The sequence below is a fragment of the Pseudomonas sp. NFACC45 genome (assembly GCF_900113505.1).
Classification (GTDB): Bacteria; Pseudomonadota; Gammaproteobacteria; order Pseudomonadales; family Pseudomonadaceae; genus Aquipseudomonas; species Aquipseudomonas tehranensis.
The window spans coordinates 293297-319924 of record NZ_FOPO01000005.1; the positions used below are offsets into that span (position 1 = coordinate 293297).

The following is a 26628-nucleotide window of genomic DNA, read 5'->3' on the forward strand; positions in this document are numbered from 1 at the left end:
AGTGCTGCGTCCCCCACGAAACAGTCAAGGAACACGCCACAATGAGCAGTGAACGAATCAATTGTGCAATCGCCAGGACGCTTGCCGGGCAACTGCCCGCCGGTCGCTCGCGGCTTCAGCGCTGAGGAGCAACGGATGACCCTACTGGCCCCCCTGCGCGCCCGACTCGAAGAAAGCTTCAAGCCACTGGCCTGCGAATGCAGCCTCAACGGCGACGGAACCCTTACCGTACGCCTGTATCACCGCGAAAGCGGGGAGGTGGATCTGGTGGTGAGCGGCATGAGCGTCGACAGCGTCCGCTCGGAAGAAAGCCTGGCAAAGCTGATCGATGAGTTGCGGTATGAGCTTGAAAACACCCCGCTGTATCGAAGTGATCCCGCCTGAATGATCCGCTGAACTGTGTAGCCGCTGCGTAGGAGCTACGTCGCAGGTAGGAACTGGTAGGAGCTGTCGAGTGCAACGAGGCTGCGATCTTTTGATCTGCTCTTTCGCTTGCGATTCAATTGTCTGGGAAAAGATCGCAGCCTCGTTGCACTCGACAGCTCCTACGGCCGCTACCTACAGCAGCGTTGCCCGGCAATCGAGTGCCAGCCGAGCGCCGCCTTGCTCGCTGCTGCCCACATCCAGCGTGAACCCGTGCAAATTGACAATCGCTGCGACGATCGACAGCCCCAGGCCAAAGCCGCTTTGCTGGCTGCTACCCTCGGCGCGGTAGAAGCGGCGAAACACAGCCTTGCGCTCCGCCTCGGGGATTCCGGGCCCGGAGTCGAGCACTTCGATGCGGCTGCTGTCGCCCTGATCAACACCCCGCAGGATCACTTCACCGCCCGGCGGGGTGAATTTGATCGAGTTGCTCAGCAGGTTGGACACCGCCTCGAACAGCAATGCCCGGTCGCCATTGAGCAAGGGCAGGGCATCGGGCACTTCGAGGGTGAAGGTCAGTTCCCGCTCCTCGGCCAGCGGCAGATAAAAATCGTGCAGTTCCTGCAACAACTGCAACGGATCGAGGCGCACGAACCCTGAGCGTCGTTGCTGGTCTTCCAGCTCGGAAATCCGCAGTAACCCCCGAAACCTGGCCATCAAGGTGTCAGTCTCGGCAATCACCTGATCCATCTGTAACGCTTCGGGCGAGCCGTCCGGGGCTTGCTGCTGGATGCGATAAAGCTGGGCACGCAGGCGAGTCAGCGGGGTGCGCAGGTCGTGGGCGATGTTGTCGCACACGCCCTTGACCTCGTTCATCAAGCGTTCGATGCGATCGAGCATGGCGTTGACGATCGCGGCCAGCATGTCCAGCTCATCGCGACGGCTCGACAGCGGCAGGCGATGGGTCAGGTCGCCGGCCACGATGGCCTCGGCACTGGCCTGCAGTTTGCGGATGCGTTGCAACGGTCGTCGGCGCAACAGATGCCAGCCGGCAATGCCCGGCAGGATGGTCAGGGATACGCCCCAGAACAGCGCGTGCAGAATGATGCGTGTCACCGCGAACAGCGAGCCGTTGTCCCGTGCCAGCACCAGCCAGCGTCCATCCTGGGTCCGGGTCGCCACCGCGTCGCAACTGTCGGAAGGAATACCTGGATCTCTGGAGTCGACGCAGCCGCCGAGCATATGAATCTTGCCGTCCAGCGGCAGGTCGGCGGGGACACGCCGGATCGGTCCGCTCAAGTGGCGCAGTTGCGGATCGAACAGGCCGTAGGCGTCGACGCCGCGTTCATCCAGGGTCAGGCTGGCCAAGAGCGCATCCTCCAACTGATCGCCATGAATGCGCGCGAACAGGTGTTGGCGCTGCATCAGCGAGTGCTTGGCAAGGCTGTCAAGGTAGCCGAACACTTCGTAATACATCACTCCCATCAGGACCGCGCTCCAGAGCACGAACAGCGAACTGTACAGCGCCAGCAGACGACTGCTGGAGGAGCGCCAGCCCTTAGCGGGGTTCAGCAATGACATAGCCGGAACCTCGTACCGTGCGAATCAGCGGTTCCAGGCCCGGCGGGTCGATTTTCTTGCGCAGGCGACCGATATGGACGTCGATCAGGTTGGTGCCGGGGTCGAAGTGATAGCCCCAGACCTCTTCGAAAATCATCATGCGCGACAGAATCTGGCCGCTGTTGCGCATCAGGAACTCCAGCAGCTTGTATTCGGTGGGCAGCAGGCTGAGCAGTTGCCCGTTGCGGCTGGCTTCGCGGCTGATCAGGTTGAGTTCCAGATCGGCCACCCGCAGTGCGGTTTCCGGCTCGCGGGCACCGTTGTTGCGCCGCAGCAGGACTTCGACCCGGGCGGCCATTTCGTCGGTGGCGAATGGCTTGGTCAGATAATCGTCGCCACCGGCCCGCAGGCCGCGCACCCGCTCGTCCACATCGGAGAGGGCGCTGATCATCAGGATCGGCGTGGCCACGCCCATGGTGCGCAACGTCGTCACAATCACCAGCCCGTCGAGTTCGGGCAGCATGCGGTCCAGGGTGATCAGGTCGTAATCACCGCTCACCGCCCGTTCCAGACCCTCGCGGCCGTTGTCGACCCAGTCGACATCCAGGCCGTTGCGGGTCAGTTCGGCGACGATTTCACGGGCGGTCACGGCGTCGTCTTCGATGGTCAAAATGCGGTTCATGGGCGGTACCGGGTGAGAAATTGGAGCCATTGCGCAGCATTCTGCCAAAAAATACCTGTCGGCTTTCTGAAAAAATGTTCATGCACGACGACAGCGGTATTCACTGGCCTGGATCAACACTTGGTCACAAATAATCCCTAACATAAATTCAGCGCGCACCATCATGCTGCGTCCGTTGCCCTGCTTTGGCGCGCTGTCGCTGATGGGCACTGACACGAACCGGTGATGGTGTGCCGCAAGGAGCCGAGACCTCACTGAACCTTCAAGGAAGAGCTGCATGATGCAACCTCAAGACCTTCTACGCCGAAAATTTGATATCCAGCCGCTGAAACAGGCCGACATGACGGTGCACCTTGACGGGCAGTCCGTCAGCGCGGCGCAAGGTGAAACCGTCCTCAGCGTCATCCAGTCCCTGGGCCAGCGCCAGGTAGCCCGCAACGATCACGACCAACTCAGTGGCGCATATTGCGGCATGGGCGTGTGCCAATGCTGCCTGGTCAAGATCGACGGCCGCCACAAGCGCCGCGCCTGCCAGACCCAAGTGCGTCCCGGCATGCAGATTGAAACCCGGGCCAATCGCATCGCCGAAAGGGAGGCACCATGAACCTCCATCCGGTGATTGTCGGCGGCGGGCCGGCGGGTATGGCAGCGGCCATCGAGCTGGCCACCCACGGGGTGCGTTGCACTCTGCTTGAGGAAGCGCCCCGCCTGGGTGGCGTGGTCTACCGCGGGCCGCTGCGCGACGGGGTGAGCCTGGATTACCTGGGGCCGCGCTATAGCGAAGCCCTGAAGAAACTCCACGGTGAGTTCCAGCGCTACGCCGGGCTGATCGATGTGCGACTCAACCACCGCGTCATCGGCGCCGAAGGGTTCAAGGCGCTGATGCTGCTGAACGCCGATGAACAACTGCGCGAGGTCACCTATTCCCACCTGGTGCTGGCGGCCGGTTGTCATGAACGCAGCGTGCCGTTCCCTGGCTGGACGCTGCCGGGGGTGATGCTGCTCGGTGGCCTGCAATTGCAGATCAAGAGCGGAGCGGTCAAACCGCCGGGGCCGGTGGTGATCACCGGTACAGGCCCGTTGCTGCCGCTGGTGGCCTGTCAACTTCACGCTTCGGGCGTGGCCGTGGCGGGCGTCTATGAGGCTTGTGCCTTCGGCAAGATCGCCAGGGAAAGCCTGGCATTGCTGAACAAACCACAATTGTTCCTCGACGGCCTGAGCATGCTGGCTTATCTCAAACTGCATCGCATCCCCGTGCGTTATGGCTGGGGAGTGGTGCAGGCCAACGGCGAGGGCGAGCTGGACATCGTCACCGTCGCACCGTATTCCAGTACCTGGGAGCCTGACCTCGAACGAGCCGAGCAGGTCCCGGCCCAGACGCTGGCGGTTGGCTATGGTTTCATCCCGCGCACCCAATTGAGCCAGCAGATGGGCCTGGAGCATGGCTTCAGCGATGACGGTTATTTGCGGGCGGTGTCCAATGCCTGGCAACAAAGCAGCCAGACGCACATTCACCTGGCCGGCGACGTGGGCGGGATTCGCGGTGGTGAAGCCGCCATGCTGAGCGGGCGCATGGCCGGGCTGTCGATCCTGATGCAGGCCGACCTGCTGGATTCGTCCACTGCCCTGGAGCACCGCGACCGGTATCGAGCGCAACTGGAGCGGATTATTCGTTTTCGCGCTGCCGTAGACCGCTACACGCAACGCGGCGCCGGTCAAACCGCTTTGCCGACCGCCGATACGGTCATTTGTCGTTGCGAACACGCGACCCGCGCCGACATCGACCGCGCCCTGGAGCAGGGCGTGCAAGACATGGCCAGCTTGAAAATGCGCACCCGCGTGAGCATGGGCGATTGCCAGGGACGGATGTGCGTGGGCTATTGCAGTGATCGCCTGCGCCAGGCCACCGGGCGTGCCGATGTTGGCTGGCTGCGGCCACGTTTTCCCATCGACCCGATTCCTTTTTCAGCCTTTCAGAACGTTGGTCCGGAGGCCGTCCAGCATGACTGAGCATCCAGACCGCAAACACTATGACGTCGTCATCGCCGGCGGGGGCGTGATCGGTGCTTCCTGCGCCTATCAACTGTCCAAGCGCAAGCATCTGAAGATCGCCTTGATCGACGCCAAGCGCCCCGGCAACGCTACCCGCGCTTCGGCTGGCGGCCTGTGGGCCATCGGTGAATCCGTGGGCCTGGGTTGCGGGGTGATCTTCTTTCGGATGATGTCGGCCAACCGCAAGCGCCAGGCCCCGATAGCGGATCAGAGCGCCGCCGTGGCGGTGGACGCCAGCACGCCGCACATCCTGCCCCAGTCATTCTTCGATTTTGCCTTGCAGTCCAATGCGATGTACCCCCAACTGCACCGCGAGCTGATGGACAACCATGGCATGGACTTCAAGTTTGAGCAGACCGGGCTCAAGTTCGTGATCTACGACGACGAAGACCGTTTGTACGCCGAGCATATCGTCGCCTGCATTCCCCACTTGGCCGATCAGGTACGCTGGCTCGACCAGGCCGCCCTGCGCGAGGCTGAGCCGAATGTCAGCCACGAGGCCCGAGGGGCGCTGGAGTTCCTGTGCGATCATCAGGTCAGTCCGTTCCGGCTGGCCGACGCCTACACCGAGGGTGCGCGGCAGAACGGCGTCGATCTGTTCTTCAACACCAACGTGACGCAGGTGCTTGGAGACGGGGCGCGGGTGACGGGGGTGAAAACCGCCGAAGCCGGGACCTTCACCTGCCGGACGCTGATCAATGCCGCCGGTGCCTGGGCCGCGGACCTGAGCAAACAGGCCACGGGTGTGCGCATCCCGGTCAAGCCGGTCAAGGGGCAAATCCTGCTGACCGAGCGCATGCCGAAGATCCTCAACGGGTGCCTGACCACCAGCGACTGCTATGTCGCGCAAAAGGACAACGGCGAAATCCTCATCGGCAGTACCACCGAAGACAAAGGGTTCGACGTGACCACCACCTACCCGGAGATCGAGGGGCTGGTACAGGGCGCGGTGCGGTGCATACCGCAGTTGGCCGACATCAACCTGAAACGCACCTGGGCCGGTTTGCGTCCCGGTTCACCCGATGAACTGCCGATCCTGGGGCCGATGCGCGGCGTGGAAGGCTACCTCAATGCCTGCGGGCACTTCCGCACCGGCATCCTGACCTCGGCCATCACCGGAGTGTTGCTGGACAAACTGGTGAACCACGAACCGCTGCCGCTGGACATCACGCCGTTCCTGGCGGATCGGTTTGAGGTGGCGCCGATGGCCGCAGGACCAAGGGAAGTGGTGCTGACTTGAAGCAATTTTTTGTGCTAAACAAAAATTTTGCAGTCCTCCGGCCCCAAACTGTGGGAGCGAGCCTGCTCGCGATGGCTTCGGATCAGTGCCATTGATGTTGATTGACCCACCGCTATCGCGAGCAGGCTCGCTCCCACATAGGTCTGGGGGTGACCCTCATCCGGTGGTCACTCAGGAACCCGCTGTGGGAGCGCTCTTCCGTTATTCCATCGGCGTGCTGACAAACGCCTCCAACCCTTCGGCATAGGCAGTAAACGCGCTGATCGACGGAAATGACTTGCCCTGCACCTGATCCGGCACCACCAGGTTGGTGAAGCTCCAGGCCACCGCCACGGTGATGCCCGCCTGATCGAGGGGGCCATCGGTGGCCAGGGGCTGTTTCACCAATTCCTGTTCGAGCATGTCATAGGCCGCCGCCAGTTGGCCTTCCACGCGTTCGACCCAGGGGGCGTGTTGGATTTCTGTCGGCCGAAGGTTGCGTTCGTAGTAGATCTGCACGGACTTCTCGCACGCCGCCAGGGCCAGGCCAATCACGCGCAGTGCGCGCAGCCGTTGCCCACTGTCGGCCGGCATCAGGCTTTTGCCCGGCGCGGCCAAGGTTTCGAGATAGTCGATGATCAACGTGGAATCCATCAGCACGCCGCCATCGTCGAGCACCAGAGTGGGGGCCTTGACCACCGGGTTGATGCCCTGGAATTGCTCGAAATGCCTGAACACCGAAACCGATTCGTGCTCCAGCGCGATCCCTAGACATTTGGCGCTAATGGCGACACGTCGCACATAGGGTGAATCCAGCATGCCGATCAGTTTCATGGCTTTTCCTTTAGCGACTTTTTATAAGACAACTTACTAAGGCAACCCCGGACGTCAATCCTCGAAGCCCACCTGTTCATGGATTTCATCGACCTTGAGCTCCAACCGATAAGCCACGGCAATAAAAAGAGCCTGGCACAAACACAAGGTCGCACTCAACGAGCGGAAGGCGAAGGAACTGCCTTCGTTCACCAACAGCACCGCATTGGCCCGTTTGGCCAGGGGCGACAGGTTGCTGTCGGTGATGATCAGCGTCTTGGCCTGATGGTGCTGGGCAATGCGCAGGCAGTGCTGGGTTTCCTTGCCGTAGGGCGTAAAGCTGATGGCGATCACCAGATCGTTGGCCCGCACGCTGCGCATCTGCTCGCGATAACTGCCCCCCAGCCCGGAAACCAGGTGAATGCGCTTGTTGGTGTGTTGCAGGTTATAGACCAGGTAATCGGCCACTGCGAACGAGCGCCGCACTCCGACCACATAGATGTTGTCGGCGTTGACCACCAGGTCCACGGCTTTGTCGAAGGCCTGATCGTCCAGCTCCAGGCCCAGGCGTTCGATACCCGAGAGGGTGGCGTTGACGCATTCGCGCGCCAGGTCGCCGCCGCTGGCTTTCTGCGACTTGTTGGCGATCATGCTGCGGATGCGCTGCTGGTAGTTCTGCACCGGCGTGGTCTTGTGGGTATAGGCCTCGCGAAACAAGGCCTGCATTTCGCTGAACCCACTGAAGCCGAAACGCTGGGAGAACCGCACGATGGCCGACGGATGCACTTCGCATTCGCGCGCAATGTCACTGATGCGATCGACCATGATCCGGTCGCTTTGCTGACTCATGTAGCTGGCGATGCGTTTGAGCTGGCGCGGCAGGCTTTCATACTCGTCGGTAATCAGTTGCAGCAGACGCTCGGCATTGATCGGTGGGCTTGAAAGGGCGGGTTCGGACGCACTCTCGGACGGCGCCGGCAGATCGGGGCGGGTCATAGAAAATCCTTCTGGCTTGTTCTTATAGGGCGGCCCGGGAAAAGAGCCGGCCCTCGACAATAGGTTGGCTGATCGCAGTCTACAGCGTAGGCGTGAGGAAAATCATGGGCAGACAACGTGGCAGTACCTGCTGAAACGATGCACTGCGTCTGGCACGCTCCAGTGATAGCGTATTGGAAAAAATATTCCACGTAAAAAATTTATAGAATAATTATTGATTGTTGGCTGCCGCTCGTTTTAGTCTGCATCCACCAAGAGCGTTGGCGCCGGTTTCGGTGGCCCGCGCGGGCTGATAAAAATAACAGGAGCCAGCATGGGCCAGACTCGTTTTGCCAGTGGGCGTCAATTGGATGTGATCTGCCTGGGACGCCTGGGCGTCGATCTTTACGCGCAGCAAATCGGAGCGCGTCTGGAAGATGTCGCAAGCTTCGCCAAATACCTGGGTGGTTCGTCGGCCAACATCGCCTTCGGCACCGCGCGGTTGGGGCTCAAGTCGGCGATGCTGAGCCGGGTAGGGGACGACCATATGGGCCGTTTCCTGGTGGAGTCCCTGGCCCGCGAAGGCTGCGATGTCAGTGGCATCAAGGTCGACCCTGAACGTCTGACAGCCATGGTCCTGTTGGGTATCAAGGACCGGGAAACCTTTCCCCTGGTGTTCTACCGGGAAAACTGCGCCGATATGGCGCTGCGCGCCGAGGACATCCATGAAACGTTCATTGCCTCCAGCAAGGCGCTGCTGATCACCGGCACGCATTTCTCTACCGAAAGTGTCTACAAGGCCAGCACCCAGGCGCTGGATTACGCCGAGAAACACAACGTCAAGCGCGTGCTGGACATCGACTATCGCCCGGTCCTCTGGGGCCTGGCAGGCAAGGCCGATGGGGAAACCCGTTTCGTCGCCGACCAGAAAGTCAGCCAACACGTGCAACGCATCCTGCCGCGTTTCGACCTGATCGTCGGCACCGAAGAAGAATTCCTGATCGCCGGCGGCAGCGAAGATCTGCTGAGTGCGTTGCGTACCGTGCGCTCGCTGACGTCGGCGACCTTGGTGGTCAAGCTCGGCCCGCAAGGTTGCACGGTGATTCATGGTGCCATCCCGGCCCGGCTTGAAGACGGTGCGATTTATCCTGGTGTACGGGTCGAGGTCCTGAATGTATTGGGCGCAGGTGATGCATTCATGTCGGGCTTTCTCGCCGGTTGGCTGGAGGACGCCAGTGACGAGCGCTGCTGCCAGTTGGCCAATGCCTGCGGTGGCCTGGTGGTGTCGCGCCATGCCTGTGCCCCGGCGATGCCGACCCGGGCTGAACTCGACTACCTGTTCAACAGCCCGGTGGCGATTACCCGGCCGGATCGGGACGTGGTCTTGCAGCGTCTGCATCAGGTCAGCGTGCCGCGCAAACAGTGGAAGCAACTGTTCATCTTTGCCTTCGATCATCGCTGGCAACTGGTGGAGCTGGCCCACAAAGGCGGGCGTGAGCTGAGCGCCATCAGCGAACTCAAACAACTGTTCATCCAGGCCGTGGAACGGGTCGAAGCCGACCTGAAACGTCAGGGCGTCGAGGCCGATGTCGGTCTGCTGGCCGATCAACGTTTCGGTCAGGACTCGTTGAACGCTGCCACTGGACGTGACTGGTGGGTGGCGCGGCCAGTGGAGGTGCAGGGGTCACGGCCGCTGGCGTTCGAACACGGGCGCTCCATCGGCAGCAACCTGATCGCCTGGCCCCAGGAGCAGATCATCAAGTGCCTGGTGCAATTTCACCCCGACGACGAACCGCTGCTGCGCCTGGAACAGGAGGCGCAACTCATGGCGCTGTATCAGGCGTCCCAGGTCAGCGGCCATGAACTGCTGTTGGAAGTCATTCCACCCAAGGATCATCCGTCGCCGCACCCGGACGTGCTGTATCGCGCCCTCAAACGCCTCTACAACCTGGGCATCTTCCCATCATGGTGGAAGATCGAAGCCCAGACGGCAGACGAATGGAAGCAACTTGATGAGCTGATTCAACAGCGTGATCCCTATTGCCGAGGTGTGGTACTGCTGGGCCTCAACGCCCCGGCCGCCGTGCTGGCCGAGGGCTTCCGCCAGGCCAGCCAGAGCACAACCTGCCGTGGGTTTGCCGTCGGACGGACGATCTTCCAGGAACCGAGCCGCGCCTGGCTGGCCGGGGAAATCGACGATGAAACGTTGATCCGGCAGGTGCAGGGTAGGTTTGTGGAGTTGATCGAGGCGTGGCGGGCTGCACGAAATCAGGAATTGTAAATGCTGAACCTGTGGGAGCGAGCCTGCTCGCGATAGCGCACTGATAGTTAACACTCAGTCGCCTGACACACCGCTATCGCGAGCAGGCTCGCTCCCACAGGGTTCAGTGCCCAATGGTTATGTAAAACAATAAAAGGTACAGCCATGCCCGCAATTCGAATTGGCATCAACCCGATTTCCTGGAGCAACGACGACCTGCCATCGCTGGGTGGCGAGACGCCGTTGAGTACGGCGCTGAGCGAAGGCAAGGCAATCGGTTACGAAGGTTTCGAGCTCAACGGCAAGTTTCCCAAGGATGCCAAGGGCGTTGGCGATGTGCTGCGGCCCTATGACCTGGCGCTGGTCTCCGGCTGGTATTCCAGTCGCCTGGCCCGGCGCTCGGCGGCCGAAGAGATCGATGCCATCGCCAGCCATGTCGAGTTGCTGGCGCAAAACGGCGCGACGGTGCTGGTGTACGGCGAGGTGGCCGATTCCATTCAAGGCCAGCGCATCCCACTGATCGAGCGGCCGCGCTTTCACACGGACGAAGCCTGGCAAGACTATGCCGAAAAACTCACCGAACTGGCCCGCTTCACCCTGTCCCGGGGTGTGCGTCTGGCGTATCACCATCATATGGGCGCCTATGTCGAATCGCCTTCGGACATCGACAAACTGATGGCCCTGACCGGCAGCGAGGTCGGCCTGCTGTTCGATTCGGGCCACTGCTACATGGGCGGCGGCGAGCCGTTGCAGGTGTTGCGCAAGCACATCGAGCGCATTTGCCATGTGCATTTCAAGGACGTGCGCAAGCCCGTGGTGCAGCTGGCGCGCAACAACCTCTGGAGTTTCCCCGACTGCATCATCAACGGCACCTTCACCGTGCCGGGAGATGGCGACATTGACTTCGCCGCGTTGCTGGATGTGCTGCTGGCCGCCGACTACCAAGGCTGGCTGGTGGTGGAAGCCGAGCAGGATCCCGCCGTGGCCCCGAGTTATGCCTACGCCAAGAAAGGCTACGACACCCTGCGCGCCTTGCTGCAAGAGAGGACTGCGTCATGAGCCTGTTGATCAAAAGCCAGCCCAGCGGCCAGACCATGGTCCAGCTACCCGCCGGTGAACTGGAGTATGTCGGGTTTGCCGCCTACCGTTTGAGTCTTGGTGAAAAGCTGCCGGTGGCTGCCGCCGACAAGGAACTGTGCCTGGTCTTGCTCAGCGGGCGCATCAGCCTCAAGGGTGAAGCACCGGGGCAGGGTGCCTTCGATTGGGACAACCTGGGTGATCGTCAGTCGGTGTTCGAGGACAAATCGCCCTATGCCGCGTACCTGCCGCCGGGCAGCCAGGCCCAGGTGACCGCCCTCAGCGATGTGCAGATCGCCGTGTGTGCCGCGCCGGGTTCAGCCCAAAACCCATACGGCCCACGATTGATCCGCCCCGACAGCATGAAGCGCAGCGTGCGCGGCAAGGGCGCCAACACCCGCTATGTCTGCGACATCCTGCCCGACAGTGAGCCGGCCCACTCACTGCTGGTGGTGGAAGTGCGCACGCCTTCGGGGCATTCATCGAGCTACCCGCCCCACAAGCACGACACCGACGACCTGCCGCACCAGAGCTTTCTGGAAGAAACCTATTACCACCAGGTCAACCCGTCCCAGGGCTTCGTGTTCCAGCGGGTCTACACCGACGACCGCAGCATCGACCAGGCCATGGCGGTGGAAAACAGCGACCTGGTGGTGGTGCCCAAGGGTTACCACCCGGTCAGCGTGCCCTACGGGTACGAGTCGTATTACCTGAACGTCATGGCCGGCCCGAAGCGGGTCTGGCAGTTCCATAACGATCCGCAGCACAGTTGGCTGCTTGATCTCTGACTTCCATCCTTTGCACGGAGAACAAGAACAATGAGCGATGCCCCGGTAGTAGGCCATTACATCAACGGTCGAGTGCAGGACAGCGACACGCTGCGGTTCAGCAATGTCTTCAACCCGGCCACCGGGGCGGTACAGGCCCGGGTGGCACTGGCCGAGCCGGGCACCGTCGAGGCCGCAGTGGCCTCAGCGCTGGCGGCGTTCCCGGGCTGGTCCGAGCAGTCGTCCTTGCGCCGGTCGCGGGTGATGTTCAAGTTCAAGGAATTGCTCGACCGGCATCATGACGAACTGGCGCAGATCATCAGCCGCGAGCACGGCAAGGTATTGTCAGATGCCCATGGCGAAGTCACCCGTGGCATCGAGATCGTCGAGTACGCCTGCGGCGCGCCGAACCTGCTCAAGACCGATTTCAGTGACAACATCGGCGGCGGCATCGACAACTGGAACCTGCGCCAGCCCTTGGGTGTGTGTGCCGGAGTCACGCCGTTCAATTTTCCGGTGATGGTGCCGCTGTGGATGATCCCCTTGGCGCTGGTGGCCGGTAACTGTTTCATCCTCAAACCTTCGGAGCGTGACCCGTCCGCCAGCCTGCTGATGGCCCGACTGTTGACGGAGGCCGGGTTGCCGGACGGTGTGTTCAACGTGGTCCAGGGCGACAAAGTGGCGGTGGATGCCCTGTTGCAGCACCCGCACATTGAGGCGATTTCTTTCGTCGGCTCCACGCCGATTGCCGAGTACATCCACCAGCAGGGCACGGCGAACGGCAAGCGCGTCCAGGCCCTGGGTGGGGCGAAAAACCACATGATCGTCATGCCCGACGCCGACCTCGACCAGGCAGCAGATGCGCTGATCGGCGCGGCCTATGGCTCGGCCGGCGAGCGCTGCATGGCGATTTCCATTGCCGTGGCGGTGGGGGATGTGGGCGATGAACTGATCGCCAAACTGTTACCGCGCATTGACCAGTTGAAGATCGGCAACGGTCAGCAACCCGGCACCGACATGGGGCCGCTGGTCACCGCCGAGCATAAGGCCAAGGTGGAAGGCTTCATCGACGCCGGGGTCGCCGAAGGTGCTCGCCTGATCGTCGATGGCCGTGGTTTCAAGGTGCCGGGGGCCGAGCAAGGGTTCTTTGTCGGGGCGACGCTGTTCGATCAGGTCACCGCCCAGATGAGCATCTACCAGCAAGAGATTTTCGGCCCGGTCCTGGGCATCGTTCGCGTGGCGGATTTCGCCAGCGCCGTGGCCCTGATCAATGCCCATGAGTTCGGCAACGGCGTGTCCTGCTTCACCCGTGACGGCGGCATTGCCCGCTCGTTTGCTCGCAGCATCAAGGTCGGCATGGTGGGCATCAACGTGCCGATTCCGGTGCCCATGGCCTGGCATTCCTTTGGTGGCTGGAAGCGCTCGCTGTTTGGCGATCACCATGCCTACGGTGAAGAAGGTTTGCGTTTTTACAGCCGCTACAAAAGCGTGATGCAGCGCTGGCCCGACAGCATCGCCAAGGGCCCCGAGTTCAGCATGCCGACTGCCCAATAACCGTTTATGAATGCCGGAGGGATAACAACAATGAACAAGCCCCTGCGTTTTGCCTTGAACCGAATGGTTGCTCCGCACCTGTCTCTGCCCGAATTCATCGACCTGGCGCTGGCGCTGAAAACCGATGCCATCGAGATTCGCAACGATCTGAAGGGCGTCGAGATCGAAAACGGCATGCCGCCCACTCAGGTGCGTGAGTTATGTGAGGCGCGGGGCATCAAGGTGTTGTCGATCAACGCGCTGTATCCCTTCGACGTATGGAACGAGGAACGCCGTGCCCAGGCCGTGCGGTTGGCCGACTATGCCCGCGAATGCGCTGCCGAGGGGTTGGTGATGTGCCCGCTCAACGAGCGCGCCGACCCGCGTGGCGAGGCCGAACGCGCCGCCGGGCTGCGTACGGCCCTCAGTGAGCTGGCGCCGATCCTGCGGGCTTTCGGCATCTACGGTTTGATCGAGCCGTTGGGGTTTGAAGAATGCTCGCTGCGGCGCAAGCGCACCGCCGTGGAAGCGATCGAGGCCATTGGCGGGCTGGATGTGTTCCGTCTGGTGCATGACACCTTTCATCATCACCTGGCCGGTGAGCAGGAGTTTTTCCCCGAGCTGACCGGGCTGGTGCACATCTCCGGTGTCGAGGATGCCCAGGCACCCTTGACGACCATCCGCGACGGCCACCGCGTGCTGGTGGGCGAGGCGGATATCCTCGGCAATACCGCGCAGATCGAGGCATTGCGGGCCGGTGGGTACGAGGGCTACCTGTCCTTCGAACCGTTCGCCCAGAGCGTCCATGAGCTGGCCGACATCCGTCAGGCGTTGGGGGTGAGCATGAATCATTTGCAAAACCTCCATGGCTGACACCGTTATCAAAATGATGAAGACCCCTGTGGGAGCGAGCCTGCTCGCGATGGCGGACTGACAGTCATCTCGAAGTTGCCTGACACACCGCTATCGCGAGCAGGCTCGCTCCCACAGGGGATCGAACCGACTGCCAGATTTGCATTTCAGACAAGGTGCAAGCATGACCACAACACGACTGACCATGGCTCAGGCCCTGGTGAAATTCCTCGATAACCAGTATGTCGAGGTCGATGGCGTCCAGAGCAAATTCGTCGCCGGGGTCTTTACCATTTTTGGCCACGGCAATGTGCTGGGGCTGGGCCAGGCGCTGGAGCAGGACAGCGGCGACCTGGTGGTCCATCAGGGGCGCAACGAGCAGGGCATGGCCCACGCGGCCATCGGTTTCGCCAAGCAGCATCTGCGCCGCAAAATCTACGCCTGTACGTCGTCGGTCGGCCCTGGCGCGGCGAACATGTTGACCGCCGCCGCGACTGCAACGGCCAATCGCATCCCGTTGCTGTTGTTGCCTGGTGATGTGTACGCCAGTCGCCAGCCGGACCCGGTATTGCAGCAGATCGAGCAATTCCATGACCTGAGCATCAGCACCAACGATGCGTTCAAGGCCGTGAGCAAATACTGGGATCGCATCAATCGACCCGAGCAACTGATGACTGCCGCGATCCAGGCCATGCGCGTGCTCACCGACCCCGCCGAAACCGGCGCGGTGACGCTGGCGCTGCCCCAGGACGTGCAAGCCGAGGCCTACGATTACCCGGATTACTTTCTGCAAAAACGCGTGCATCGCATCGACCGGCGCCCGGCCACCGAAGCCATGCTCGACGATGCGTTGACGCTGCTCAAAGGCAAGCGCCAGCCGCTGATCATCTGCGGCGGCGGGGTCAAATACGCCGGAGCCAACGCGGCGCTGCTAGCTTTTGCCGAGCGTTTCGACATCCCCTTTGCCGAGACCCAGGCCGGCAAGAGCGCGGTGGTGTCCAGTCATCCACTGAACGTCGGAGGCGTTGGCGAAACCGGTTGCCTGGCGGCGAACCTGCTGGCCAAGAAAGCCGACCTGATCATCGGCATCGGCACCCGCTACAGCGATTTCACCACCGCGTCCAAATGGCTGTTCCAGCATTCGGAGGTGCAGTTTCTCAACCTCAATATCAGCCCCTGCGATGCCTTGAAGCTTGATGGCGTGCAACTGCTGGCCGACGCTCGCTCGGGCCTGGAGGCCCTGTCCGCGGCGATGGGCGATTATCGCGCTGAATGGGGCGGGCAGATCGCCGACGCCAAGGTCCAGCTGGACGCCGAGGTCGACCGGATCTACCAGGCCGATTATCAAGCCGAGGACTTCATCCCGGAAATCAACGACCGCATGGACCCGGCGGTGTTTCGCGAATTCATCGAACTCACCGGTTCTTGCCTGACCCAGAGCCGCGTGCTGGGCACCCTCAACCAGACCCTGGCCGATGAGGCGATCATCGTTGCCGCCGCCGGCAGCCTGCCAGGGGATTTGCAGCGCAGTTGGCGCAGCAAGGGGGTGAACACCTATCACGTCGAATACGGCTATTCGTGCATGGGCTATGAGGTAAACGCGGCGCTGGGGGTGAAGCTGGCCGAGCCCGACAAAGAGGTCTATGCCCTGGTGGGTGACGGCTCCTACATGATGCTGCATTCGGAGCTGGCGACCTCGATTCAGGAGCGTCGCAAGATCAATGTGGTGCTGCTGGACAACATGACATTCGGTTGCATCAACAATTTGCAGATGGGCAACGGCATGGACAGCTTCGGCACCGAGTTCCGCTTCCGCAACCCGGACACCGGCAAGCTCGACGGCGGCTTCGTGCCGGTGGACTTCGCCATGAGCGCAGCGGCCTACGGCTGCAAGACCTACAAGGTCAAAACCCTCGATGAACTCCACGCGGCCCTGGCCGATGCGCGGCTGCAAACGGTCTCGACCCTCATCGACATCAAGGTCTTGCCCAAGACCATGATCCACAGCTACCTGTCCTGGTGGCGGGTCGGCGTGGCGCAAGTCTCCACCAGCGCGCGCACCGATGCGGTCGCCAAAACCCTCAATGAACGACTGGCCGAAGCTCGCCAGTATTAACCGCCCCCAACCCTACGAAAGGAGTTATTCATGTCTTTGAAGCTGGGCGTCATCGGCACCGGGGCCATCGGCCAGGACCATATCCGGCGTTGCAGCCAGACCTTGCTCAACAGCCAGGTGGTGGCGGTGACCGACATCAACCTCGCTCAGGCGGCGAAGGTGCTGGCCGACTTGAAACTGACCGCCGAGGTGTATCCCGACGGGCATGCCTTGATCAGTGCGCCGGACGTTGAGGCGATCCTGGTCACGTCCTGGGGGCCGAGCCACGAAGAGTTCGTGCTGGCGGCGATCGCGGCCGGCAAACCGGTGTTCTGTGAAAAGCCTCTGGCGGTCACGGCCCAAGGCTGTCGCAAGATCGTCGAAGCCGAAGTCGCCCATGGCAAGCGGCTGGTTCAGGTCGGTTTCATGCGCCCTTACGATGAAGGCTATCGAGCGCTCAAGGCGGTGATCGACAGCGGTCAGATCGGCGAACCGCTGATGCTGCACTGCGCGCATCGCAATCCCAGCGTGGGGGAGAACTACACGACCGACATGGCGATCACCGACACACTGATCCATGAGCTGGATGTGCTGCGCTGGCTGCTGGCCGATGACTACGTTTCGGTGCAGGTGGTATTCCCGCGCAAGACCAGCAAGGCGCTGGCGCACCTGCGCGATCCGCAGATCGTTCTGTTGGAAACCGCGAAGGGCACGCGCATCGATGTGGAGGTGTTCGTCAACTGCCAGTACGGCTACGACATCCAGTGTGAAGTGGTGGGGGAGACCGGCATCGCCAAACTCCCGGAACCGTCCCAGGTGCAACTGCGCAGTGGCGCCAAGCTGTCCAATGCAATCCTGATGGACTGGAAGGATCGCTTCATCGCCGCCTACGACGTTGAATTGCAGGCCTTCATCGACGGTGTACGCGCCGGGCAGGTGGGCGGGCCGTCGGCCTGGGACGGCTTTGCCGCGGCAGTGGCGGCGGATGCTTGTGTTGAAGCGCAGCAGAGTGGGCAGATCGTCAAAGTCGAACTGCCCGAACGCCCGCGTTTTTACGGCTAATCACAATCTCCCTGTGGGAGCGGGCTTGCTCGCGAAAGCGTAGTGTCAGTCAACATCAAGGTTGAAGTTACCGCCGTCTTCGCGAGCAAGCCCGCTCCCACAGTCGACTGCGTTGCTTCAAAGGTACTCGGTCAAATTGTGGGAGCTCAGCTCCCACAGGGATTGCATTCATTCAGTGATTAACAAGGAGCTTTCATGCGAATCGGACTAGTCGGCTACGGCAAGGGTGGACGGTTTTTCCACGCGCCGCTGATCAGCAGTCTGCCCGGGGCTACGTTTGTCGGTGTGGTGACGCGGTCTGCTGAGCGGCGCCAGCAACTGGCGAACGAGCACCCGCATGCGCAAGCCTTCGACACCCTCGAACAATTGGTGGCCGCAGGCGTCGATGCGGTGGTGGTGTCCACGCCGCTGGACGGGCGCCCGGCCGTGGTCATGCAGGCCATTGAACTGGGTGTTGCAGTAGTCAGCGACAAACCTTTCGCCCTGGATGCCGCCCAGGCCGAGGCGATGGTGTTGGTTGCCGAGCAGCGCAACGTGCCGCTGACCGTGTATCAGAACCGCCGCTGGGATTCGGACTACCTGACCTTGCGCAAACTGCTGGAGTCCGGTGCGCTGGGGCAGGTCATTCGTTTTGAGTCCAGCGTCGAGCGTTATTCGCCAACCTCGGTCGGCAAAGGCAGCGGTGGCGGGTTTCTGCGGGACCTGGGCAGCCATCTGGTGGACCAGGCGCTGCAATTGTTCGGGCCAGTGACCCGGGTGTACGCCGAGCTGGACTACCGGCAGCCAGGGCAGGTGTTCGACAACGGTTTCTTTATGTCCCTGACTCACGCCAACGGCGTGCTTTCACACCTGAGCGGCAGTTGCCTGCAAAACGCTCCGCGCCCGCGCTTTCGGGTCAGCGGCACCGGGGGCTGCTATACCGTCGAGGGCCTGGACGGCCAGGAGGCCCAGGCGCTGGCCGGGTTGAGCCCGGCGACCGAGGGTGAGCGCTGGGGGAGCGAAGAGCATCGGCGCTGGGGCTGGTTCGAGCAAGGTAGCGAGCGCGAGCGTGTGGCATCGGAGCGCGGTTGCTGGATGGCGTTCTACCAGAGTTTGCAAACCGCCTTGCAGAACGCCGGTCCGCTGCCGGTGCAAGCCCGTGATGCACTGGCGACCACGCGCATTCTGGACGCGGCCAGGCAGAGCGCCGAACAGGGTGAAGTGGTGAGGTTATCCACGCCTGTCGGTCATGGAATAAAAAACGAATAAAATTCTAAAATGAGTTGATATGGAAAATATTTTCCAATAAAGTCGATTCCAGGTTACCGACAACTCTGTTCGTCTTCTACCAAGCCAGCCTTGAGCAAATGACGGACAAAACAACAACAAGAAACACAGCCAGGTACCGTCGATGAAAACCTTCAGCCGTTCTGCGTTTCACCTGCCACGCTCGTTGCGCTTGTGCGCAATCCTTCCCCTGTTCGAGTCCCTGTGCATTCAGCGCAACGGCACCGTGGTGTGTTGCATGCCCGGTGCGCCCATCGTGCGTTTGCCGCGTTCCTGATCCGCTACGCCTTATCCATAAAACCAACAACAAAGTGGAGAAAGACCGTTCATGAAGACCAAGACCCGTATCGCCTCGCTGGCCCTGTCGTTGATGCTCACCAGCGGCGCCGCCCTGGCCGACCTGAAGATCGGCGTCAGCATGTCCCAGTTCGATGACACTTGGCTGACGTACCTGCGTGAGTCGATGGACAGCAAAGCCAAGTCCCTGCCGGATGGCGTCACCTTGCAGTTCGAAGATGCACGCAGTGATGTGGTCAAGCAACTGAGCCAGGTGGAAAGTTTTATCAGCCAGAAGGTCGACGCGCTCATTGTCAACCCGGTGGATACCGCTGCGACCCAGCGCATCACCAAGGCCGCCGTGGCCGCCGGCATCCCCCTGGTGTACGTCAACCGCCGCCCGGACGAACCGAAGTTGCCGGAAGGTGTGGTCACCGTAGCCTCCGATGATCTGGAAGCCGGGCGGATGCAGATGCAATACCTTGCCGACAAGATGGGCGGCAAGGGCAATATCGTCATCTTGTTGGGTGACCTGGCCAACAACTCCACCACCTACCGCACCAAAGGCGTCAAGGACGTTTTGGCCAAGTACCCGAACATCAAGATCGAACAGGAACAGACTGGCACCTGGTTGAGGAACAAGGGCATGGACCTGGTGAACGACTGGCTGACCCAGGGTCGCGACTTCCAAGCCGTGGTGTCCAACAACGACGAGATGGCCATCGGCGCCGCCATGGCCCTCAAGCAAGCGGGCAAGGAGAACGGCAGCGTACTGATCGCCGGGGTCGATGGCACGCCGGACGGATTGAACGCCATCGAGAAAGGCCAGATGGCGGTCTCGGTGTTCCAGGACGCCAAGGGCCAGGCCGACGGTTCGATCGACACGGCGGTAAAAATGGTCAAGAAACAGCCGGTCGAGCAGGCCGTATGGGTGCCGTATCGTCTGATCACGCCGGAAAACGTCGATCAGTTCAAGTGACGTTTAACGTACTGCTACCACAACAATAAACAGGCGAGGTCGCCCACTGACCTTGCCAAGGGAGTACCTGACCATGTTCGCTTCAGCGACTGCTTCGAGCGCCCCGGCGGCTACTGTCCGGCCGGACGTAATACCTGAAGAACCGTACTTGCTGGAAGTCGCCAATGTCAGCAAGGGGTTTCCCGGTGTGGTGGCCCTGTCGGATGTGCAATTGCGGGTGCGCCCCGGTTCCGTGCTGGCTTTGATGGGCGAGAACGGTGCGGGCAAATCCACTCTGATGAAAATCGTGGCCGGCATCTACCAGCCGGACGCCGGTGAGCTGCGCCTGCGGGGCAAGCCGGTGAAGTTCGACACACCTCTGGCAGCCCTGCAGGCCGGCATCGCGATGATCCACCAGGAACTGAACCTGATGCCCCACATGAGCATCGCTGAAAACATCTGGATCGGCCGCGAGCAGCTCAACGGCCTGCATATGGTCGATCACGGGGAAATGCACCGGTGCACCGCCAGGTTGCTGGAGCGCCTGCGCATCAACCTTGATCCTGAAGAGCAGGTGGGCAACCTGAGCATTGCCGAGCGGCAGATGGTCGAGATCGCCAAGGCGGTGTCCTACGACTCGGACATTCTGATCATGGACGAGCCGACCTCGGCCATCACCGAGACGGAGGTCGCGCATCTGTTCTCGATCATTGCCGACCTCAAGTCTCAAGGTAAGGGCATCATCTACATCACCCATAAAATGAACGAAGTCTTCGCCATCGCCGATGAAGTGGCAGTGTTTCGCGACGGCGCCTACATCGGCCTGCAACGAGCCGACAGCATGGACGGCGACAGCCTGATATCAATGATGGTCGGGCGCGAACTGAGCCAGTTGTTCCCGGTGCGGGAACAACCTATCGGTGAATTGGTGCTGTCGGTGCGCGACCTGAGCCTGGACGGCATCTTCAAGGGTGTGTCGTTCGACCTGCATGCCGGGGAAATTCTCGGCATCGCCGGGTTGATGGGCTCGGGCCGGACCAACGTGGCCGAGGCGATTTTCGGCGTGACCCCGAGCACGGGGGGGGAAATCCACCTGGACGGCCAACCGGTACGCATCAGCGACCCGCACATGGCCATCGAGAAGGGTTTCGCGCTGTTGACCGAGGATCGCAAACTCAGTGGCCTGTTCCCGTGCCTGTCGGTGCTGGAAAACATGGAAATGGCCGTGTTGCCCCATTACGTGGGCAACGGCTTCATCCAGCAGAAAGCCCTGCGTGCCTTGTGCGAAGACATGTGCAAGAAGTTGAGGGTCAAGACTCCGTCCCTGGAACAGTGCATCGACAACTTGTCCGGCGGCAACCAACAGAAGGCCCTGCTGGCCCGATGGCTGATGACCAACCCACGCATCCTGATCCTCGACGAGCCGACCCGTGGCATCGACGTTGGCGCCAAGGCCGAGATCTACCGGCTCATTTCCTACCTCGCCAGCGAAGGCATGGCGGTGATCATGATTTCTTCGGAACTGCCGGAAGTACTGGGCATGAGCGACCGGGTGATGGTGATGCATGAAGGGGACCTGATGGGCACGCTGGACCGTAGCGAGGCGACCCAGGAACGGGTCATGCAACTGGCCTCGGGTCTGTCCTGATAACAGAAGGCCTCAAGCTCGCGCAGGGTTCCGTAGGAGCTGACTCGCGGAGCGAGGCTGCGATCTTTTGATCTTTCGCTTGAAACTCAGGTGCTGGGTGAAAGATCGCAGCCTCGTTGCACTCGACAGCTCCTACGGAACCCAGCGCGAGCTGTGCCCTCGCCACAGATAAAAAAGGTGAATGGTTATGAACGCGATACTGGAAAACAAACCCGCGGCCGCCCCGGCCAGGACACGGCGGCGGCTGCCGACGGAACTGAGTATCTTCCTGGTGCTGATCGGCATCGGCCTGGTGTTCGAAGTGTTCGGCTGGATCATGCGCGACCAGAGTTTCCTGATGAACTCCCAGCGTCTGGTGCTGATGATCCTGCAAGTGTCGATCATCGGTCTGCTGGCCATCGGTGTGACCCAGGTGATCATTACCACCGGTATCGACCTGTCCTCCGGCTCGGTGCTGGCGTTGTCGGCGATGATCGCCGCCAGCCTGGCCCAAACGTCGGATTTCACCCGGGCGGTGTTCCCCTCCTTGACTGACTTGCCCGTATGGATACCGGTGGTGGCGGGGTTGGGCGTAGGGTTGTTGGCCGGAGCGATCAACGGCAGCATCATCGCCATCACGGGTATCCCTCCCTTTATTGCCACCCTCGGCATGATGGTCTCGGCCCGTGGTTTGGCGCGCTACTACACCGAAGGCCAACCGGTGAGCATGTTGTCCGATTCCTATACCGCCATCGGCCATGGCGCCATGCCGGTGATCATTTTCCTGGTGGTGGCGGTGATCTTCCACATCGCCCTGCGCTACACCAAGTACGGCAAGTACACCTACGCCATCGGCGGCAACATGCAGGCGGCACGCACCTCGGGCATCAATGTCAAACGCCATCTGGTGATCGTCTATAGCATCGCCGGGCTGCTGGCGGGGCTGGCCGGGGTGGTGGCTTCGGCGCGGGCCGCCACGGGGCAGGCCGGCATGGGCATGTCCTATGAGCTGGACGCGATTGCGGCGGCCGTGATCGGCGGCACCAGCCTGGCCGGTGGGGTGGGGCGCATCACCGGAACGGTGATCGGCGCGCTGATCCTCGGGGTCATGGCCAGTGGTTTCACCTTTGTCGGCGTGGATGCCTACATCCAGGACATCATCAAGGGCTTGATCATTGTGGTGGCGGTGGTCATCGACCAGTACCGCAATAAGCGCAAACTTAAACGCTGAAGGACCTTTCGCTGCGACAAAGCGCCACGCCTGACCCGCGTGGCGTTGCCATTTGTCTTCTTGATACAGCTATTGAATCGAATTTCTTGTTATAAACGCACTCCGATGACTGCCAAAAGCCTGTCAGAGAACATTTAGAAGGGTTGTCGGACATTTTCCCTATGTTTTCAGTTGCTGAGGCTTCGACTCGGCCTTAGACTGCCGCCCCTCGTAAATTGAGTGCCGGGTGGCGCTTGGAATAGACGGCGCCTTCCCGATGAGCGTGGCAGCGCGCTGCGGGACGCTTCATAATTCGCCTTAATGCACGTTTTTTTATAGAGAAATCAATGACAAAGGAAAAGTTGCTGGCCATGCCGGCGGATGACTACATGAATGCCGAGCAGCTGGCTTTCTTCACCAAGCTGTTGCAGAACATGAAAGTGGAAACCCACGAGCGCATCGAACAGAACCGAATCGCCATTGAGAGCCTGGATACCCCGGCTGACCCGGCGGACGCTGCTTCCGTGGAAGAAGAGCGGACCTGGCTGGTCAACGCCATCGATCGCGACCAACGCATGCTGCCTCAGCTGGAGCAGGCCCTGGACCGTATCAACGACGACAGCTTCGGCTGGTGTGATGACAGCGGCGAGCCGATCGGGCTCAAGCGCCTGCTGATCAGCCCGACCACCAAGTACTGCATCGAGGCTCAGGAACGTCACGAACAGATCGACAAGCACCAGCGTCAGGCCTGATTCGCGTTTCAGAAAAGATCGCAGCTTCCTTCCGGACGCTGCGATCTTTTTGCTTTCGGCTGCGCCTGTTCGCCTACTTGCGTTGACCCTCGACAAAAACACGACTAATGGACCATGGATAATGGCTCCGTAGTGGCGTTTAATGCGGGTATAACAACGAGAAATGTGGGTGATTGATATGGCGACAGACGGTTCCCTGGCGAGGGCGGTGCCAGCTTCGGTGCCTGTGACCAGCAACACGGCGCGCTGGCTGACGCCGACTTTGCAGAGTCTTGCGCTGACTTTGCTGCTGTGCGGCATGACCCTGGGTGGTTTGTCGTTGTATCTGGGCCTGCCCCTGGCGATGCTCATCGTCTGGCTACCGCGCCTGCGCTCGCGTCTGGTCGCTGCGCCTGAACCGGCCGCAGCGGACACGTTGGCCGAGCTGACCCGTGATCTGTCCTACACCACCAGCCATAACGCGTTATCAGCAGCCGGCGTTGCCTATTCGGTCAAGCAACTGGCTGGCAAGGTTCAGTCGCAGCTCGATGCGGCGGCGCAAATCGTCGGCAATGCCGAATCGATGATCGCCACTGAGCAGGCCACCTCACAACTCAGCCAACAGGCCCTGAGCGCTGCCAGTGAGGCCCATCGCAGTAGCGTTGCCGGGCGCAGCGAACTGGTGGAGTCCATCAGCCGGATGCACCAGCTCAGCCAGCGCGCGAACGACAGCCGCGAGTTGATCGAGGCGCTGAGCGTGCGCAGCGATGAAATCCAGCGGGTCAGCCTGGTGATTCAGTCGATCGCCAGCCAGACCAACCTTTTGGCACTCAACGCGGCCATCGAAGCCGCACGGGCCGGTGAGCATGGTCGTGGCTTCGCGGTGGTGGCGGATGAGGTCCGTGGGCTGGCCGGGCGTACGGCCGCGGCAACCGGCGAGGTCGGGGTCATGGTTGCGGACATCCAGCAGCGCACCGCCCAGGTGGTGGAGCAGATCCGCCAACTGGCCAGCGACCTGGACAGTGGCGTGCAGCAAGTCGAGCACACCGGCCAGCATCTGGAAAACATAGCCCGGCTGGCGGCCGGCGTCGAAACCCAGGTCAGCGCCATCGCCCAAGGCACCGACACCAACCGCGAACAACTCGACAGCCTGTTTCACGCCATCGAACAGATGCGCAGCGACCTGTCCATCAGCGATCAGCAGACCCAACGCCTGGCTCAAGCGGCCGTGCAAATGGAAGGCCAGGCTGAAACCATCAGCGAACGCCTGGCCGAGGTCGGCCTGGACGATTATCACCAGCGGGTCTACGACCTGGCGCGCGAAGGGGCTAGCCAGATCGCGGCCCAGTTCGAGGCAGACATCGACCAGGGCCGTGTCAGCCTGGAGGACCTGTTCGACCGCAGCTACCAGCCGATCCCCAATACCCAGCCCGCCAAGTTCCAGACCCGTTTCGACCGCTACACCGATCAGGTCCTGCCGGCCATCCAGGAACCTTTGCTCGCCCGACACGAGGGCCTGGTATTCGCCATTGCCTGTACCCAGGAAGGTTATGTACCGACCCACAACAACGTCTTCAGCCAACCCCTGACCGGCGATCCGCAGGTGGACACGGTAAACAATCGCACTAAACGCAAATTCTCCGATCGCACCGGGATTCGTTGCGGTAGCCACCAGCAGCCGGTGCTGTTGCAGACCTACACGCGCGATACGGGTGAGCTGATGCATGACCTTTCAGTGCCGATCATGCTCAAGGGGCGCCATTGGGGTGGCTTGCGGCTAGGCTATAAACCCGAGAAGCCGCGCTAGGCTTGATACGGTAAAAAAAAACGGTGGCGGTGGCGCTTGATCACGCCGTAGGAGCTGTCGAGCGAAGCGAGGCTGCGATCTTTTGATCTTTTGATCTTTTGATCTTTTGATCTTTTGATCTTTTGATCTTTTGATCTTTTGATCTTTCACTTGGGGCTCAATTGACCTCGGAAAGATCGCAGCCTCGCTTCGCTCGACAGCGCCTACGGAAACGAGCGGGAGCAAGCTCCCTCGCCACGGGGTTTGACGGGTTATTTACCGTCGTGCAAACGGACATTCAACTGATCCACCAGCACCGCCTCCTCGCCGTCGGCGAGCAGCCATTCCCGGAGCAGGTCTTTCTGTTGCTCCGACCAGAAGTCGGCCTCCACCAGTTTGATCTCCGGGTCCAGCGGATGCGCCATGATGAAGTCATCGATGGCTTTGCCATCCGATGGCAGGCCTAGTTGATCGAACAGGGTTCTGAGCTCGTGCGAGGGCTGTTCCATGGGGTTCTCCTTTGGGCGGGCGCCGTCATGGCGCCTCGATTGCTTCCCTTTATCTGAGGCAAACGCCGGTCAGGAGTTCGATTGGCTTCAGGCTTTCAACGCGCCTTCATCCACCGCCAGTTTCAGGGCTTTTGCCGCTGCCCGCGCGGCTTCGGCGGCGAGCTCGGAGGTTTTGAACCAGCGATCCTTTTCCACCTGATGGCACGTGATGGTGGTCAAGGGGGGCTTGGCGCGCATCACGATGACGGCCTGGAATTCGCCTTCGACCTCTCTGGCCTCGCCCCGGATGAAAAACTCGCCAATATCAAATTCCGTCACGTCGCGCCTTTCCTTCACAAGTCATTAGTATGAGTGCGCGATCGTCAATGGGGGACGGTCTTCGCTGGGCGGGCAGTATGGCAGCAGTTGCCTGTCGCGGCTGAGTTAAGTGATGGGCGTGTCGTATCTCAGGTCAAACGCTTCGTTCCAGACGCCTGGCCAGGTAACAGGCCTCGTTATGATCGGTACGGAAACCTCTTACACGGCCAGTCGAGGTTTCTTCAATATGGAAAAAGCACTTGCCGGCCAGAACCACCCGATAACGCGGTTGAAACAAAGAAACCGGCAGGTAATGCACTTCGTCAAACCCGTCAGGCTTGTCAGCGATGCAAGGGGTGAGGGGGTGGGTCAGGGTCGTGAAAGTGGCCATGTGAATTCCTTTTCTATGGTTTACCGACGAATTGCCGAGTGTTTTGAGTAGTCTCCACGCCTGCGGCTGCTCTAGAATCGGCAGCACCGTGTGGGGGCTGTGCCTATCTAAAGCAATTTTTTTTGGCCTCGATGTCAGAAAAATGCTTTTCTAAGTGAGAAATTTCCCTAAAGTTAGTAGTCCCACCTTTTCCGATGCTCAGAGTGGCGTTTTCCTTCAGCCTCTGACGACCCCGCGGGAAAGACGGCGAGAGTGGCAATCCTTTAG

General features: G+C 61.1%; 25 protein-coding genes. 18 read left to right on the forward strand and 7 right to left on the reverse strand.

Going from position 1 to position 26628, the window contains the following annotated elements:
- Nucleotides 1–135: 135 nt before the first annotated feature.
- Nucleotides 136–384 (forward strand): DUF1652 domain-containing protein, encoded by a 249-nt coding sequence (locus BM132_RS11500; RefSeq protein ID WP_047230189.1) that lies wholly within the window; start codon nucleotides 136–138, stop codon nucleotides 382–384.
- A 174-nt stretch (nucleotides 385–558) separates the two neighbouring features.
- Here the strand turns inward: BM132_RS11500 and BM132_RS11505 are convergent, their stop codons facing one another.
- Nucleotides 559–1944, reverse strand: a complete 1386-nt coding sequence (locus BM132_RS11505; protein ID WP_092455361.1) for a sensor histidine kinase — start codon at nucleotides 1942–1944, stop codon at nucleotides 559–561.
- Complete coding sequence (locus BM132_RS11510; RefSeq protein WP_047230191.1) at nucleotides 1922–2605, reverse strand: response regulator transcription factor; 684 nt, start codon at nucleotides 2603–2605, stop codon at nucleotides 1922–1924. The genes BM132_RS11505 and BM132_RS11510 overlap by 23 nt, the downstream gene beginning before the upstream one ends.
- Before the next feature lie 280 nt (nucleotides 2606–2885).
- Between BM132_RS11510 and hcnA the strand changes: the two genes are divergently transcribed.
- From hcnA to hcnC, 3 genes are read left to right on the forward strand one after another with little or no spacing between them, the layout of a single operon-like run.
- The gene (gene hcnA, locus BM132_RS11520) at nucleotides 2886–3209 is read left to right on the forward strand and encodes a cyanide-forming glycine dehydrogenase subunit HcnA (protein ID WP_177193357.1); all 324 of its coding nucleotides are present in this window, start codon (nucleotides 2886–2888) and stop codon (nucleotides 3207–3209) included.
- On the forward strand, nucleotides 3206–4615 hold the full coding sequence (gene hcnB / locus BM132_RS11525) for a cyanide-forming glycine dehydrogenase subunit HcnB (protein ID WP_092455363.1): 1410 nt from the start codon (nucleotides 3206–3208) through the stop codon (nucleotides 4613–4615). The genes hcnA and hcnB overlap by 4 nt, the downstream gene beginning before the upstream one ends.
- The gene (gene hcnC / locus BM132_RS11530) at nucleotides 4608–5897 is read left to right on the forward strand and encodes a cyanide-forming glycine dehydrogenase subunit HcnC (protein WP_092455365.1); all 1290 of its coding nucleotides are present in this window, start codon (nucleotides 4608–4610) and stop codon (nucleotides 5895–5897) included. Before hcnB ends, hcnC begins: the two co-directional genes overlap by 8 nt.
- Before the next feature lie 201 nt (nucleotides 5898–6098).
- On the opposite strand, the gene BM132_RS11535 is transcribed toward hcnC, so the two are convergent.
- Together BM132_RS11535 and BM132_RS11540 are read right to left on the reverse strand one after the other, a co-directional pair.
- Nucleotides 6099–6710: a glutathione S-transferase gene (locus tag BM132_RS11535; protein ID WP_092455367.1), complete on the reverse strand. Its 612-nt coding sequence runs from the start codon at nucleotides 6708–6710 to the stop codon at nucleotides 6099–6101.
- A 54-nt stretch (nucleotides 6711–6764) separates the two neighbouring features.
- On the reverse strand, nucleotides 6765–7685 hold the full coding sequence (locus BM132_RS11540) for a MurR/RpiR family transcriptional regulator (protein WP_047230196.1): 921 nt from the start codon (nucleotides 7683–7685) through the stop codon (nucleotides 6765–6767).
- Between the two features lie 313 nt (nucleotides 7686–7998).
- On the opposite strand from BM132_RS11540, the gene iolC reads away from it, so the two are divergent.
- The 14 genes from iolC to BM132_RS11605 all read left to right on the forward strand — a co-directional run bounded on the left by iolC (nucleotide 7999) and on the right by BM132_RS11605 (nucleotide 25185).
- Complete coding sequence (gene iolC, locus BM132_RS11545) at nucleotides 7999–9945, forward strand: bifunctional 5-dehydro-2-deoxygluconokinase/5-dehydro-2-deoxyphosphogluconate aldolase (protein ID WP_092455368.1); 1947 nt, start codon at nucleotides 7999–8001, stop codon at nucleotides 9943–9945.
- A 144-nt stretch (nucleotides 9946–10089) separates the two neighbouring features.
- A complete protein-coding gene (gene iolE, locus BM132_RS11550) occupies nucleotides 10090–10983 on the forward strand; it encodes a myo-inosose-2 dehydratase (RefSeq protein WP_092398865.1) in 894 nt (297 codons plus the stop codon).
- Entirely contained in the window at nucleotides 10980–11789 is an 810-nt protein-coding gene (gene iolB, locus BM132_RS11555; protein ID WP_092455370.1) for a 5-deoxy-glucuronate isomerase, read from the forward strand. The genes iolE and iolB overlap by 4 nt, the downstream gene beginning before the upstream one ends.
- A gap of 30 nt (nucleotides 11790–11819) precedes the next feature.
- Nucleotides 11820–13322, forward strand: coding sequence for a CoA-acylating methylmalonate-semialdehyde dehydrogenase (locus BM132_RS11560; protein ID WP_092455372.1), 1503 nt, complete (start codon nucleotides 11820–11822; stop codon nucleotides 13320–13322).
- 30 nt (nucleotides 13323–13352) lie between these two features.
- Complete coding sequence (locus BM132_RS11565) at nucleotides 13353–14174, forward strand: TIM barrel protein (protein WP_092455374.1); 822 nt, start codon at nucleotides 13353–13355, stop codon at nucleotides 14172–14174.
- A gap of 163 nt (nucleotides 14175–14337) precedes the next feature.
- The gene (gene iolD / locus BM132_RS11570; RefSeq protein WP_092455376.1) at nucleotides 14338–16269 is read left to right on the forward strand and encodes a 3D-(3,5/4)-trihydroxycyclohexane-1,2-dione acylhydrolase (decyclizing); all 1932 of its coding nucleotides are present in this window, start codon (nucleotides 14338–14340) and stop codon (nucleotides 16267–16269) included.
- A gap of 30 nt (nucleotides 16270–16299) precedes the next feature.
- Nucleotides 16300–17310 carry a bifunctional inositol 2-dehydrogenase/D-chiro-inositol 1-dehydrogenase gene (locus BM132_RS11575; protein ID WP_092455378.1) on the forward strand — a complete coding sequence of 337 codons (1011 nt, stop codon included), beginning with the start codon at nucleotides 16300–16302 and terminating at the stop codon, nucleotides 17308–17310.
- 195 nt (nucleotides 17311–17505) lie between these two features.
- The gene (locus tag BM132_RS11580; RefSeq protein ID WP_092398853.1) at nucleotides 17506–18558 is read left to right on the forward strand and encodes a Gfo/Idh/MocA family protein; all 1053 of its coding nucleotides are present in this window, start codon (nucleotides 17506–17508) and stop codon (nucleotides 18556–18558) included.
- Between the two features lie 142 nt (nucleotides 18559–18700).
- Nucleotides 18701–18853 (forward strand): hypothetical protein, encoded by a 153-nt coding sequence (locus BM132_RS28470; protein WP_177193354.1) that lies wholly within the window; start codon nucleotides 18701–18703, stop codon nucleotides 18851–18853.
- Nucleotides 18854–18904: 51 nt separating this feature from the next.
- Complete coding sequence (locus tag BM132_RS11585) at nucleotides 18905–19831, forward strand: sugar ABC transporter substrate-binding protein (protein WP_092398851.1); 927 nt, start codon at nucleotides 18905–18907, stop codon at nucleotides 19829–19831.
- Nucleotides 19832–19904: 73 nt separating this feature from the next.
- The gene (locus tag BM132_RS11590; protein ID WP_092455379.1) at nucleotides 19905–21458 is read left to right on the forward strand and encodes a sugar ABC transporter ATP-binding protein; all 1554 of its coding nucleotides are present in this window, start codon (nucleotides 19905–19907) and stop codon (nucleotides 21456–21458) included.
- Nucleotides 21459–21645: 187 nt separating this feature from the next.
- A complete protein-coding gene (locus BM132_RS11595; protein ID WP_047230207.1) occupies nucleotides 21646–22668 on the forward strand; it encodes an ABC transporter permease in 1023 nt (340 codons plus the stop codon).
- 326 nt (nucleotides 22669–22994) lie between these two features.
- Complete coding sequence (locus BM132_RS11600; RefSeq protein ID WP_003202859.1) at nucleotides 22995–23399, forward strand: TraR/DksA family transcriptional regulator; 405 nt, start codon at nucleotides 22995–22997, stop codon at nucleotides 23397–23399.
- Nucleotides 23400–23577: 178 nt separating this feature from the next.
- Nucleotides 23578–25185, forward strand: coding sequence for a methyl-accepting chemotaxis protein (locus tag BM132_RS11605; RefSeq protein ID WP_092455607.1), 1608 nt, complete (start codon nucleotides 23578–23580; stop codon nucleotides 25183–25185).
- 251 nt (nucleotides 25186–25436) lie between these two features.
- Here BM132_RS11605 and BM132_RS11610 read toward each other — a convergent pair whose 3' ends face one another.
- The 3 genes from BM132_RS11610 to BM132_RS11620 all read right to left on the reverse strand — a co-directional run bounded on the left by BM132_RS11610 (nucleotide 25437) and on the right by BM132_RS11620 (nucleotide 26361).
- Nucleotides 25437–25673, reverse strand: a complete 237-nt coding sequence (locus BM132_RS11610) for a DUF2789 family protein (RefSeq protein ID WP_092398847.1) — start codon at nucleotides 25671–25673, stop codon at nucleotides 25437–25439.
- Between the two features lie 87 nt (nucleotides 25674–25760).
- A complete protein-coding gene (locus tag BM132_RS11615) occupies nucleotides 25761–25991 on the reverse strand; it encodes a hypothetical protein (protein ID WP_092455381.1) in 231 nt (76 codons plus the stop codon).
- 133 nt (nucleotides 25992–26124) lie between these two features.
- The gene (locus tag BM132_RS11620; RefSeq protein ID WP_092398843.1) at nucleotides 26125–26361 is read right to left on the reverse strand and encodes a hypothetical protein; all 237 of its coding nucleotides are present in this window, start codon (nucleotides 26359–26361) and stop codon (nucleotides 26125–26127) included.
- Between the last annotated feature and the right edge of the window lie 267 nt (nucleotides 26362–26628).